14 protein-coding genes are annotated in these 12,764 nt (G+C 64.7%); 1 reads left to right on the plus strand and 13 read right to left on the minus strand.

Annotated elements, in window-relative coordinates:
• The first annotated feature begins 20 nt into the window (after positions 1 to 20).
• Complete coding sequence (locus ABIC21_RS09120) at positions 21 to 224, plus strand: cold-shock protein (protein ID WP_024365900.1); 204 nt, start codon at positions 21 to 23, stop codon at positions 222 to 224.
• A 197-nt stretch (positions 225 to 421) separates the two neighbouring features.
• On the opposite strand, the gene ABIC21_RS09125 is transcribed toward ABIC21_RS09120, so the two are convergent.
• The 13 genes from ABIC21_RS09125 to ABIC21_RS09185 all read right to left on the minus strand — a co-directional run bounded on the left by ABIC21_RS09125 (position 422) and on the right by ABIC21_RS09185 (position 12,746).
• A complete protein-coding gene (locus tag ABIC21_RS09125; RefSeq protein WP_502935978.1) occupies positions 422 to 2,977 on the minus strand; it encodes a bifunctional lysylphosphatidylglycerol flippase/synthetase MprF in 2,556 nt (851 codons plus the stop codon).
• Positions 2,974 to 4,368, minus strand: a complete 1,395-nt coding sequence (locus ABIC21_RS09130) for an alpha/beta hydrolase (RefSeq protein WP_354350081.1) — start codon at positions 4,366 to 4,368, stop codon at positions 2,974 to 2,976. Before ABIC21_RS09130 ends, ABIC21_RS09125 begins: the two co-directional genes overlap by 4 nt.
• Before the next feature lie 5 nt (positions 4,369 to 4,373).
• The gene (locus tag ABIC21_RS09135) at positions 4,374 to 4,805 is read right to left on the minus strand and encodes a DUF2550 domain-containing protein (RefSeq protein ID WP_354350082.1); all 432 of its coding nucleotides are present in this window, start codon (positions 4,803 to 4,805) and stop codon (positions 4,374 to 4,376) included.
• A 10-nt stretch (positions 4,806 to 4,815) separates the two neighbouring features.
• On the minus strand, positions 4,816 to 5,100 hold the full coding sequence (locus ABIC21_RS09140; RefSeq protein ID WP_104172348.1) for a F0F1 ATP synthase subunit epsilon: 285 nt from the start codon (positions 5,098 to 5,100) through the stop codon (positions 4,816 to 4,818).
• A 1-nt stretch (position 5,101) separates the two neighbouring features.
• Complete coding sequence (gene atpD, locus ABIC21_RS09145) at positions 5,102 to 6,556, minus strand: F0F1 ATP synthase subunit beta (RefSeq protein ID WP_354350083.1); 1,455 nt, start codon at positions 6,554 to 6,556, stop codon at positions 5,102 to 5,104.
• An 80-nt stretch (positions 6,557 to 6,636) separates the two neighbouring features.
• Positions 6,637 to 7,530, minus strand: a complete 894-nt coding sequence (locus ABIC21_RS09150; protein WP_354350084.1) for a F0F1 ATP synthase subunit gamma — start codon at positions 7,528 to 7,530, stop codon at positions 6,637 to 6,639.
• 76 nt (positions 7,531 to 7,606) lie between these two features.
• Positions 7,607 to 9,244 (minus strand): F0F1 ATP synthase subunit alpha, encoded by a 1,638-nt coding sequence (gene atpA, locus ABIC21_RS09155; protein ID WP_354350168.1) that lies wholly within the window; start codon positions 9,242 to 9,244, stop codon positions 7,607 to 7,609.
• 87 nt (positions 9,245 to 9,331) lie between these two features.
• Positions 9,332 to 10,156 (minus strand): F0F1 ATP synthase subunit delta, encoded by an 825-nt coding sequence (locus tag ABIC21_RS09160; protein ID WP_354350085.1) that lies wholly within the window; start codon positions 10,154 to 10,156, stop codon positions 9,332 to 9,334.
• The gene (locus ABIC21_RS09165; protein ID WP_056426116.1) at positions 10,156 to 10,704 is read right to left on the minus strand and encodes a F0F1 ATP synthase subunit B; all 549 of its coding nucleotides are present in this window, start codon (positions 10,702 to 10,704) and stop codon (positions 10,156 to 10,158) included. Before ABIC21_RS09165 ends, ABIC21_RS09160 begins: the two co-directional genes overlap by 1 nt.
• A gap of 58 nt (positions 10,705 to 10,762) precedes the next feature.
• On the minus strand, positions 10,763 to 10,966 hold the full coding sequence (gene atpE, locus ABIC21_RS09170; protein WP_009356484.1) for an ATP synthase F0 subunit C: 204 nt from the start codon (positions 10,964 to 10,966) through the stop codon (positions 10,763 to 10,765).
• 80 nt (positions 10,967 to 11,046) lie between these two features.
• A complete protein-coding gene (atpB, locus tag ABIC21_RS09175; protein WP_354350086.1) occupies positions 11,047 to 11,847 on the minus strand; it encodes a F0F1 ATP synthase subunit A in 801 nt (266 codons plus the stop codon).
• A gap of 91 nt (positions 11,848 to 11,938) precedes the next feature.
• A complete protein-coding gene (locus ABIC21_RS09180; RefSeq protein ID WP_354350087.1) occupies positions 11,939 to 12,268 on the minus strand; it encodes a hypothetical protein in 330 nt (109 codons plus the stop codon).
• Complete coding sequence (locus ABIC21_RS09185; protein ID WP_354350088.1) at positions 12,261 to 12,746, minus strand: hypothetical protein; 486 nt, start codon at positions 12,744 to 12,746, stop codon at positions 12,261 to 12,263. The genes ABIC21_RS09180 and ABIC21_RS09185 overlap by 8 nt, the downstream gene beginning before the upstream one ends.
• Between the last annotated feature and the right edge of the window lie 18 nt (positions 12,747 to 12,764).

Raw genomic sequence — 12,764 nt, forward strand, 5'->3', positions numbered from 1 at the left:
TCCATAATGAGGAGATATACATGGCACAGGGAACCGTCAAGTGGTTCAACGCTGAAAAGGGCTTCGGCTTCATCACCCCGGATGACTCCGATGGTGATGTCTTCGTTCACTACTCTGAGATCCAGACCGGTGGCTTCAAGACCCTCGACGAGAACGCTCGCGTTCAGTTCGAAATCGGCCAGGGCGCCAAGGGCCCCCAGGCTACCGGCGTAACGCTGGTCTAGTACCCCGCAGCTCAACTGCCCGCGGCAGTCTCCGCGCATGATCCCCGGCTTCCGAGCCGGGGATCATTTTTTTGCGGTGCCCCTGGTGTCCCCCGGATGCCCTCCGGGGGCACATTGACACGGACACCCGCGGACAGCGGACCCTATGCCCGGAATCGTGTCCAAAGGCGCCCCGGACGGCGAATGGCCACGCGGAATCAGCGCACGAGGGTCCTCAGCAGCCGCGCACTTTGCCGCACGGACAATCCGGGCAGATAGGCGCGGCTCAGCGCCCTGCCCATGGCCGGCAGCTGCAGCGGGTCCTGGTAATAGAGATACAGCGTCCGGTAGTCGGGTTTGAACCGGGACTTGAACGTGGCCAGGGAACGGAAGCCGTACACGGGCTCGAGCGCTTTCCCGACGACGTCGAGGATCCTGGCCAGCGCCTCGGGCCCGGCCCCGTCGCCGGGAGCAGCCGCCACCGCGTCAGCATCCTTCGCCAGCGGGGATCCGGACAGCGAGATGACCTCCACCGAACTCCGGAGCTCCTGGACCGCCGAGGCGATCAGGAACTCCATCACGCCGGGGAAGGCATCGCCGCGCCGGCGCATGAAGTCCAGCGTCCAGCTCACGAGGCGGCCGTCCGCATACACCGGCAGCCAGCTCGTGACGCCCTGGACCTGCCCCTCGGCGTCCACCGCGAGGCAGCAGAGCACCTCCGGGTCCTCCAGCTCATCGATGCCACCGAGCGTGAAGCCCATCTCCGGGACGGACTTCTGGGCGGCCCACTCCTCCGAGACCTCGCTCAGCTGGGCGCGCACCGCCGGCGCGAAGTCTGCGTAGCGCCCCCACACCGCGCGCACCCCGGTCTTCTTGGCCCGGTTCAGTGCGGTCCGGACATTCTGCCAGTCCTTGCCCTTGAACTCGAGCGAGCGCACGGCCAGCCGCGTCTCCTGTGCCACCGCCACCCGCCGGAACCCGCGGCCCTTCAGCAGCGGCCACAGCTCGTCGGTGCAGGAGTAGAAGCACGGAATGAGGGCATGCTCGGCGGAGTACCTGATGAAGCCCGCCGCGGTGTCCTCGCGGAACGCCGCCGGGCCGAAGGGTCCCGCCAGCGTCAGCGCAACGTTTCCGTGCAGCTGGTAGGCCACTCCCCCGCGGCCCTCCGGCGCGAACCAGTACTTGTTGGGCTCCCACAGCGCCATCCAGGACAGGGAATCGCCGCCCTGGCGGATCAGGCCGCGGGCCACGTCGCGGTCCACCGCCCCTTCGTCGCTGAGGTGCAGCCGGCGCTGCAGGACCACCCAGACGGCGGCCAGGGCGACCGCCCAGAAGATGATGCCGGAAGCGGCGAAGAGGAACGCCTCGGCGGCGTTCCGGCCCTCGAAGATGCGGCTGTAAATGCCGGGGATGGGCAGTGGCAGGTACTGGCGGGAGAGCTCGGCAGCCAGGCCCATCAGGCCGCCGTCGCGCTCCATGCCGCCGGCGGCCAGCCAGACTCCGGTATAGCCGGACGCCAGCACGAGCCAGGTGCCGCCGACCACCGCGGCGAGGGCCCGTCGGGCCCCGCGACTTGTCTCGACGCGGAACTGGCGGCGGTTCGCTGCGAGCAGGACAACGAGCACGAGCGGGACCACCACAAGGGGCAGCACGTGCACGAACCCGGACCCCATCACGCCGGTGTGCGGCCGGTTGGCGTACTGCGGAATCCTGGCGAACAGGGACAGGTAGACGGCGGCCATGGCGGTCACGGCGAGCTGGAGGGTGATCGCGATCCGCAAGGCGAGCCGGCGGCCGTGCCGCATGCCGTCGGCGCAGATGAGCAGCAGCACCACGGGCACCACCGCCAGCGCGAGGCCCAGCGGGCCGGCGAAACCGGCGCGGCCGGCTTCAAGGCAGGTGGCGTCGATGGTGCCGCCGCAATTCTGCTCAAGTTGGTTCAGCGTGGGCAGCGGGTTGAGCACGACGTCCCGCAGCAGTGCCAGCGGCCCGGTGGGGGTCCGGACCGTGGCGGTCAGGATGGGTCCGACGGCGAAGATCGCCACGGTGAGGGCGAGCAGGTTGCGGGTTTCGCGCCCAGTGGAACGGTGCCGGTGCAGGGTGCCCTTGTCACCCTGGATCCACCATCCGGCCGCCAGCCCCGCCATTGCCCCGGCGAACCCGACAACGGTCTCGGCATGCCCCACGTACAGCACGAGCATCAGGGAGACGGAGACGACGGCGGTGCGCAGCCGCCGCTGCCACAGCGTGGGCAGCAGCCCGCTGGACGCCAGCGACACGGCCAGGACGGCCGCGTACGGGCCCATAAGCCGCGCGTCAACCATCCGGCCAAGCCAGCCGTCGTCGGCATAGCGGGCGAGTTGTGTCACCAGCAGGAACAGCGTCACCGCGGTGAACTGGGCGGCGAAGTAGAACACGGCCGTGCGCCGTGTGCCGAGCTGCCGCTCGGCGAGGCCCAGCAGGAGGAGGATCATCAGCGCGGCCGCGGCGTAGGCCAGCAGGTTGGTGGCGAAAAACATCGAGCCGAACAGCGGCCACCAGTTCCCGGCCTTCAGCTCGGGGGCACTGACGGACGCCACGTGAAGCAGTGATTCGGGCGGCCCGGAGAGGAAGCTTCCGGTGGCCGCGCCGGTGATCAGGAAGGCCGCGAGGACGGCGAGGGTGAAGGGAATGGCACGCAGGTGGCCCAGTGACTGCCGCAGGCCCTCGCGGCCCAGGCCCAGGAGGGAGGCGGCACCGGTGCCCTTCTCCCTGGCCGTTGCTGCCGGGCTCACTGCGGAATGCCCCAGCGGGACGCCAGGAAGTCGAGTCCGAAGGGCAGCCCCTTTGACCCGGTCTCCCACGAGTGCCCCGCATCGGGGACCAGGCGCGCTTCCACGGTGAACCCGGCGGCGCGCGCGGCGTCGGACAGAACCTCCAGGTAGCCGATGAATTCAGGGTCCCGCTCGCCGGCGGCGAAGTAGAGGGCGTGACCATCAAAACGGTGCTCCCGCATGAGCCGCAGCGGCGTCTGGCGGTCGAACGCTTCGGTATCGCCGCCAAAAGAGGCTGCGATGGTCTTCTCCCGCTCCTTGGCGAGGGCGGGTTCCTGCTCACTGGAAAAAGCCAGGGCGGAGCTGTAGATGTCCGGGTGGCGGGTGACCATCTGTAGGGCGCAGGTCGCGCCGAAGGAGAATCCCCCGGCGGCCCAATGTCTGGCGTCCGGATCCACGTCCAGCGTCCGGTTGATCCAGGCCGGCACGTCCTCGGCCAGGAATGTGTCGGCCTGGGCGATCATGCTGTCCATGCAGAGGGTGTTGCCCGCGGCGGACCCGTTCGGGTCCACGACGACGACCACCGGGGCCACGCCCTGGTGCGCTGCGGCGTACCGGTCCATGCGGCTGCGCAGTGCCCCGCCGGTGAGCCAGTCCGCCGGGGCGCCCGGCTGGCCGGCGAAGAGGACCAGGACGGGAAGGGCCGGACGGGGCGAGGCCTGGTAGGCAGGCGGCAAATAGACATAGGCCTCGCGGCTTTCAAAGCCTGAGGCGGTGCCGGGGATTCCGGCCCGCCGCAGCACGCCGCCCTCGGGCAGGTCAGCCGGCATGCTCCACTCGGCCAGGCGGACCGAGGCGGAGGGGCCGGGGGCGCGTTTCAGCCCCTCCTCCAGTGGCTGGATCCGGGCCAGTGCGGTGCCTGTAAGGTCACTCACCGTGTGGTTGAGGCCGAAATAGCCGTTGATCTGGACCGCGGACAGCAGGACGACGCCGAGCAGGGCGGCCGTGGACACCGCCGTCGTCCGGGCGCGGTGCCGGGAGCCAACGCGGCCGGGGGCCCGGGCGTCCGGGGCACGCCAGGCGCCCCACAGGCGCATCAGCCAGAGCAGCAGCGCCGCAACGGCGGGAAGGGACCAGGCCAGGACCTCGCGCGGAAGTTCCCCGGGGAAGACCGAAAAAACGTAGATCATCGCCCAGTGCGCCCCGGCCAACAGCGCAGCGGCAGCCAGGACCGCGGCGGCGGAGGCAAGCGGGAGGGACGGCCAGCGGGGGGCGGCTTGACTTCCTGCGGCGGCCCGGCGGGCGCGGTGGCCGCCCCGCCACAGCAGGTAGAGCAGGCCGGCGCTTCCTGCAGCCCAGGCAATCCACAGCACCGGCCCGTCGACGAGCCGAAGGTCTTCGAGGAAGTCCACCGCGGCTAGCGCCAGGTGCCGACGCCGATGACGGGCCCGGCCTCAAGCCAGGAGGAGAGACCCGTGTAGGCGTCGAACCGCATCGCCAGCAGGACGTCCTGCCCTTCGTACCGGAGTTCGACGATCACGGCGTCGGGCTGGACTTTGACAAGCTCGGATTCGGTGGGTTTGCGCCGGCCGGTCAGCTCCAGCGAACTCCGGCGGAAGGTGTGCTTCGGCCGCATGCTCAGCGAGGCAAGGCGGAACCACTCAAGGTCGTTGTCCTGATAACGACAAACCCCCATCTGCCAGCTGTTTCCAGCCGTGCAAATGGAGGCGTCCACCGTGCCCAGGGCGCGCCGCAGATTGAAGCGGCGCACCCCGGAAAGGCACAGTGCAAATACCAGCAACGCAAAGACCGTTGCCAAGGCGATGAACGGAAAAACAGTATCGTTCATCAAGGTCGTGCTAGCGGATCCCCGCAGTAGCCGCGTCGCCCATTTGGGCGTTGTCAGCAACAATGACGACCCGGTTGTTGTCGACGGAGAAGAACCCGCCGTCGACGACTACAGCAATGCGGTCACCGGAAACAGGCTCAATGGCCAGCTCACCTTCGGCCAGAATCGCCAGCAGGGGCGAGTGGCCGGGCAGGATTCCGATTTCACCATCGCTGGTGCGGGCCTTGACCATCTTGGCCGCTCCGGACCACACGAAGTGGTCCGCTGCGACAATCTCAACCTCAAGCTCAGCCATATTACTTGGTCTGTTCCTGGATCTTGGCCCACTGGCGCTCAACGTCATCCAGGCCGCCGACGTTGAAGAACGCCTGCTCTGCGATGTGGTCGAGTTCGCCGTCGCAGATCGCGGTGAAGCCTTCAACGGTGTCCTTGATGGACACGGTGGAGCCCTCGACGCCGGTGAACTGTTTGGCGGTGTAGGTGTTCTGCGAGAGGAACTGCTGGATGCGGCGTGCACGCGACACGACGATCTTGTCTTCTTCAGAGAGCTCGTCAACGCCGAGGATGGCGATGATGTCCTGAAGTTCCTTGTTCTTCTGCAGGATCTGTTTCACGCGGACGGCCGTGTTGTAGTGGTCGTGGCCGATGTACTGCGGATCCAGGATGCGGGAAGTCGACGTCAGCGGGTCAACGGCCGGGTACAGACCACGGGAAGCGATTTCACGGGAAAGTTCCGTGGTCGCGTCGAGGTGTGCGAAGGTCGTGGCCGGGGCCGGGTCGGTGTAGTCATCTGCGGGGACGTAGATGGCCTGCATCGAGGTGATCGAGTGGCCCTTGGTGGACGTGATGCGCTCCTGCAGGAGGCCCATCTCGTCAGCCAGGTTGGGCTGGTAGCCCACGGCCGACGGCATGCGGCCGAGGAGGGTGGAAACCTCGGAGCCTGCCTGGGTGAAGCGGAAGATGTTGTCGATGAAGAGCAGCACGTCCTGGTTCTGAACATCGCGGAAGTACTCCGCCATGGTCAGGGCCGACAGGGCCACGCGCAGACGCGTTCCCGGCGGCTCATCCATCTGGCCGAACACAAGGGCGGTGTCCTTGAGGACGCCTGCCTCTTCCATTTCAACCCAGAGGTCGTTACCTTCACGGGTACGCTCGCCGACACCGGCGAACACCGAGGTGCCGCCGAAGTTGCGGGCAACACGGGTGATCATTTCCTGGATCAGCACGGTCTTGCCGACACCGGCACCACCGAACAGACCGATCTTGCCACCCTTGATGTACGGGGTGAGAAGGTCGATGACCTTGATGCCGGTTTCCATCATCTCGGTGGAACCCTCAAGCGTCGCGAAGGCCGGAGCCTTGCGGTGGATGGGCCAGCGCTCGGTGATTGCGAGTTCCGACTCAGCCACGTCCAGCGGCTGTCCGAGGACGTTGAAGATGTGTCCCTTGACGACGTCGCCGACCGGCACGGAGATGGGGGCACCCGAGTCCACTACAGCGGTGCCGCGGACAAGTCCGTCGGTTGCCTGCAGGGAGATGGCACGAATGACGTTGTCGCCGAGGTGCAGGGCAACCTCGAACGTGATCGTCTTGGTCTCACCGTTGAGAGTAATCTCGGTGGTGAGTGCGTTGTAAATCGAGGGGATTGCGTCAGCCGGGAATTCGACGTCGACAACCGGGCCAATAACACGTGCAATACGGCCGGTAGCACCGGTCGTCGCGGCTACGTGTTCGGTAGCAGTGGCAGTCATCTCTCTCACTTCACTCAGTAGATGGCGTTGGGGTTAAGTTTACTTTGGTGCAGGTACAGCTGGACCCGAGCCCGGGGTGGCTAGGACGCGTTCAACGCGTCGGCACCTGCCACGATTTCGGAAAGCTCCTGCGTAATTTCAGCCTGGCGGGCAGTGTTGCGCAGACGCGTGAACTTCTTGATGAGCTCCGTGGCGTTGTCGCCGGCGGACTTCATTGCCCGCTGGCGGGCAGCGAGTTCCGAAGCTGCTGCCTGCAGCATCGCGGCGAAGATGCGTGATTCGATGTAGCGCGGCAGCAGAGCGTCAAGAACCTGCTCCGTTTCCGGCTCGAATTCGTAGAGGGGCAGGAGGTCCGACTCGGACGCGGCCTGCTCTTCGACAACCTCAAGCGGGAGAAGACGGATAACCGTCGGCTCCTGGGTGACCATGGACTTGAATCGGGTGTAGACGACATGGATCTCGTCGACGCCGCCCTCTGCATAGTCCGTCGCAAAGTCAGACAGCAATGCCTCGCCGATTTCCTGTGCGGTGGCAAACTCCGGCGCATCCGTGCCGCCGGTCCAAACGCGCCCGTAGGGACGGTTCCGGAAGTCGAAGTAGGCCTGCGCCTTGCGGCCGACCAGGTAAAACTTGACTTCCTTGCCCTCCTCGACGAGCAGCTCGTTGAGGCCTTCCGCCTGCTTGAGCACGCTCGCGGAGTACGAACCTGCAAGGCCACGGTCCGAGGTGATTACCAGGACGGCGGCCCGGCGGATCTGCTCCGGCTCGGTGGTCAGCGGGTGGTCGATTTCGCTCTGGCTTGCGACAGCAGAAACGGCACGCGTGATGGCGTTTGCGTAAGGCAGTGAAGCTGCTACGCGTGCTCGGGCCTTCCCGATGCGCGAGGTAGCGATCAGTTCCATCGCCTTGAAGATCTTGCGCATCGACGTCGTCGAGCTGATCTTCTGGCGGTAGACCCGGATCTGGGCTCCCATACTTATCCTTTCCTAAGATCCCGATGGCCGGGACTGCCGGAACCTAAGTGGGCTCCGGCAGTCCCTGCCAGCGAAACTAGCGCTTCTGCTTGACGATTTTTTCCTGGTCGACCTGTGCCTCGTCGATGGGGGCGTGCTCTTCGTGCCCCGCACCAACCAGCTGGCTGTCTCCCTCGCCGAAGAAACCCTTCTTGAAGTCCACGATCGCGGTCTTCAGAGCTTCTGCAGTGTCATCGCTCATGACGTTGGTCTGGGCCAGCGTCGTCAGGATGGAGGACTTGTGCTTGAGGTGCTCCAGGAACTCGGTCTCGAAGCGGCTGATGTCCTCAACCGGAACGTTGTCGAGGTGCCCGTTGGTGCCCGCCCAGATGGAGACGACCTGGTTCTCAACCGGGAACGGTGAGTACTGGCCCTGCTTGAGCAGTTCCATCAGGCGTGCGCCGCGGGTCAGCTGCTGGCGCGATGCGGCGTCGAGGTCCGACGCGAACATTGCGAAGGCCTGCATGTCGCGGTACTGGGCCAGTTCCAGCTTCAAGGTACCGGAGACCTTCTTCATGGACTTCACCTGGGCGGCGCCACCAACGCGGGAAACGGAGACACCCACGTCGACGGCGGGACGCTGGTTGGCGTTGAAGAGGTCCGACTGCAGGAAGATCTGGCCATCGGTGATGGAGATCACGTTGGTCGGGATGTAGGCGGAGACGTCGTTTGCCTTGGTCTCGATGAGCGGCAGGCCGGTCATCGAACCTGCACCGAGCTCGTCGGAGAGCTTGGCACAACGCTCCAGCAGGCGGGAGTGCAAGTAGAAAACGTCGCCCGGGTAGGCTTCGCGTCCCGGCGGGCGGCGGAGCAGCAGCGACACTGCACGGTAGGCCTCGGCCTGCTTGGAGAGGTCATCAAACACGATGAGGACGTGCTTGCCGCCGTACATCCAGTGCTGGCCGATGGCCGAACCGGCGTACGGTGCCAGGTACTTGAAGCCTGCGGGGTCGGACGCGGGGGAAGCCACGATGGTCGTGTATTCCAGTGCGCCGTTGTCCTCAAGGGTCTGGCGGACAGCCGCGATCGTGGATGCCTTCTGGCCGATGGCTACATAGATGCAGCGCACCTGCTTGTTGACATCCCCGGAAGCCCAGTTGGCCTTCTGGTTGATGATCGTGTCGATGGCGATGGCTGACTTGCCCGTCTGACGGTCACCGATGATCAGCTGGCGCTGGCCGCGGCCGATCGGGATCATGGCGTCGATAGCCTTGAGGCCGGTCTGCATCGGCTCGTGGACCGACTTGCGCTGGGTCACGCCGGGTGCCTGGAGCTCCAGGGCACGGGTGGTCTCGGCCTTGATCTCGCCGAGGTCATCGATGGGCTCGCCCAGCGGGTCGACTACGCGGCCGAGGAAGGCGTCGCCCACCGGTACGGACAGAACCTGTCCGGTGCGGTGAACTTCCTGGCCCTCTTCGATGCCGGTGAAGTCACCGAGGATGATGACGCCGATCTCGCGTACGTCGAGGTTCTGGGCCAGGCCCAGTGTGCCGTCTTCGAAGCGAAGCAGCTCGTTCGCCATGACCGAGGGAAGGCCCTCAACACGGGCGATGCCGTCACCTGCGGTTGTTACACGGCCGACCTCTACGCGCTCTGCGTTTCCGGGTTCGTAGGACGCCGCGAACTCGTTCAACGCATTACGGACGTCGTCGGCGTTGATGGTCAATTCGGCCATCTGCAGTCCCTGCTCTCCTGTTTTCGTGATCATCGTTGCTCACGATGACCGGGGTTTCGTTTCGTTTAGTTGTGCTGGTCCGGCTGGCTAAGCAAGCTGGCGGTGGAGCTGGCCCAGGCGGGCGAGGACCGAAGCGTCTACCACTTCGTCACCAACCTGGATCCGGATGCCACCGATCAGTGCCGGGTCAACGTTCATGTTGATCTTGAGCTCGCGCCCGTAAAGGGCATTCAGCCCCGCCTGCAGACGGCTGGTCTGTGTCTCCGTCAGCGGACGGGTGACGCTGACCGTTGCAATCCAGCGCTGCTGGCGCTTGGCTGCAAGCTCCGCGAAACGACGGACGAGCTTGGTTGCCTTGAGGCCACGGGGCTGCGAAACTGCCTGTCCGATAAGGACCTTCGCTTCCCCGCTCGCACCGGGTACGAGCTTTTCGGCGAGGGCAACCTTGGCGGCCGACCCAGCCTGCGGCTCGGAAATGGCACGCTGCACCTCGTGGTTGGACCCGACAGTCTGGTTGAAGGAGAACAGATCGTTCTCCAGCGCTTCCAGCCCGGTGATCCCCGAGGCAGAGACGGCAGACTTGTTCTCAGCAACGGCAATTACCACCGAAGCGGCAAGAGTCTCGAGTGCATCGCCGATATCCCGGGCAGACGCCCAGCGCGAGCCGGCCAGTCCGCTCGCAATTTCCACAGCATCCGCGGAGACTTTCCCGCCGAAGAGCTGCTTGATAAGCGCCGACTTTTCGTCACCGCTGCGGGACGGGTCAGTCAGGGCGCGGCGCAAGCCAGCCGAGCTGTCCACCGTTCCCAGGATTCCGAAGAGTTCCTTAGCCAACTGCAGCGAGGCGAAGGGAAGCTTGGCTTCCAGCGCCACCAAGGCCGCGGTGAGCGATTCGCTCGATACACCTGCCATTACTTAGCTGCACCTGCGTTCTGGTTCTCCAGATCTGCCAGGAAGCGGTCAACCACACGGGCTGAACGCGCGTCGTCCTCGAGGGACTCGCCAACGATGCGGCCTGCCAGCGTGGTGGCGAGCGTGCCAACTTCCGTGCGCAGCGACACAACGGCCGCCTGGCGCTCGGACTGGATCGCCGCGTGTGCCTGTGCCGTGATGCGGGCAGACTCGACAGCTGCCTTCTCCTTCAGGTCCGCAAGGATCTGAGCGCCTTCGGCACGTGCTTCCTCGCGGATGCGGTTGGCCTCGGCACGGGCATCGGTGAGCTGCTGCTTGTACTCTTCGAGAGCAGCAGAAGCCTCTGCCTGGGCCTTTTCAGCCTTGGCGATGCCGCCTTCAATGGCCTCCGCACGCTCTGCGAAGGTCTTCTCGAACATCGGGACAACGTACTTGACCACGATGAACATGAGGACAGCAAAGCCGGCGAAGACGACAAGCATTTCCCAAGGATTGGGAACGAGAGGGTTGGCGCCCTCTGTGGCGGCTGAGATGATCAGCTGATTCATAATTCACCCGTCCTTATCTACTCGGTTCTGGATGTTCGCTTAGTTCTAAAGTTCGGAACTAGAGAACGAACGCGAAGACCAGGCCGAGGATGGCGAGGGCTTCAGTCAGCGCGAGGCCGAGGAATGCGATCGGCTGGAGCACGCGCTGTGCCTCCGGCTGACGTGCCACGCCGTTGATGTAAGCGGCGAACACGAGACCAACACCGATACCACCGCCGATTGCGGACAGACCGTAACCTACGAGGTTGAGATTGCCTTCCATTTTTTTCCTTTCAAGATGCCATCTATGTGGCAGGTTGTTTGGTGTGCTTCATCCCCCGTGAGGGGAAGATTTTGGGGTGCCTAGTGGCTATCCGCGTGCAGCGCGCCTTCAATGTAGATGGCGGTCAGCAGGGTGAACACGTAGGCCTGCAGCGCCATGATCAGCGCTTCCAGCATGTACATGGCAATCGCGCCGCCGAGGACGAGGACCGAGGTGCCCTTCAGGAGGATGTTCTCCTGCATGACGAGGAACTCGATGCCCGAACCGGCGATCATCACGATCAGGTGGCCGGCCAGCATGGTCGCGAACAGACGGAGGCTGTGAGTGACGGGGCGGACCAGGAAGTTGGAGATGATCTCGATCGGAATGACGATCGGAAGAATGTAGACCGGGACTCCGGACGGCACGGTGGCCAGCTTGAAGTACTTCAGGCCGTTCTTCTTGACGCCGATGGCGATCCAGGTGACGTACACGATTCCGGCGAGCACGTAGGCGCCGCCGACGTGCGAGAAGCTCGGAAGCTGGATCACCGGAATGGCGCCGTAGATGTTGTTCACCAGAATGAAGAAGAACAGGCTGAACAGCAGCGGGACATACTTCATGAAGTCTTTGCCGCCGATGATGTCCTTGGCGATGCCGTTGCGGACGAAGCCATAGGCGGCCTCGCCGGCGAACTGCATTTTGCCGGGAACAAGCTGCCCCTTGCGGGCAGCTAGCAGAAAGAATGTGGCGATAATAACGACCGAAAGGATTACCAGCAGCATCTGCTTGGAGAATCCGTCGGCCGCCCCCCACGGCACGATTGCCGGCAGGTGCATTTCATCAATTCCAGGAGGCGTAAAAGTTCCTGAATCTTGGGCCGGGAGCGCAAGCGCGATCAACGCGTTTCCTCTCTGCAGTGTCCATCATTGGGCGTTGGTAGGGGCAAGGCGACGTTTCCGTCGCACCCTCCCCCTGTGAAATTATTTGGCATTACTGATCCTCGTCCTGAGACGGACCACGTGCAGCATTGTCCCCGCCGGCGGATTTATCCGGGCTGGTGAGGCCGTGCATATGAGAAAGATAGAACCCTCCCGCGGCTCCCAGAAGGGCGCCTGCGAGCACAATCCAGCGGGTTCCCCACAGATTATCCAGACCCCACCCTATCAAACTCCAGACGAGGATTCCGCCAACAATGTAGCTGAAGACGGCGATGCCGGCGTTGTATCCGCCGTCGCGTCCGTTGTCGGAAACACCGGGGGCTCCGGACGTGTTTTCCCGGGTGCGGGCCTTGTTCGTGGGGCGCTCTTTGCGGCTAAACATCGGTGCCGCCTTCCGGGGTCTGGGGGTCGTTGTAGAGCTGGAGCCGGGCCTTGCTGAAACCATAGATTTCAGCGGCCTGCCACACGACCACGGTCACGACGGCGCCGGCCAGGAACCAGCGTCCGTTCAGCCACTCGGGGCTGCCGATGGCAAAGAGCACCACGGCAAAGCCGACGACCTTGATGAAATAGGTGGCCGCAAACAGGCCGATGGCTCCGGAGGAGTGATTGCGTCCGCCGAAATGGCCGACCAGGAGGCTGATCGAGAAGAACGCGATCACCAGCCCCCCGCCGAAGAGGGACGACATTGCCGCAGCCATGCCATCGAGCAGGAGAGCCGCCAGGCTGGTGAGCAGCAGGGCGCCGCCGCCCACGGCCGAACTGATGGCCAGCAGCCGCAGCCACAAAGATTTTGTGGGACCAGAGACACCAACGGGTCCGGCGCCGGACGTTCGTCCGGGGTCGGCGTTGGAGGTCATATGATCCCAATCGTCGAG

Source organism: Pseudarthrobacter sp. PvP090, from assembly GCF_040547365.1.
GTDB lineage: Bacteria > Actinomycetota > Actinomycetes > Actinomycetales > Micrococcaceae > Arthrobacter.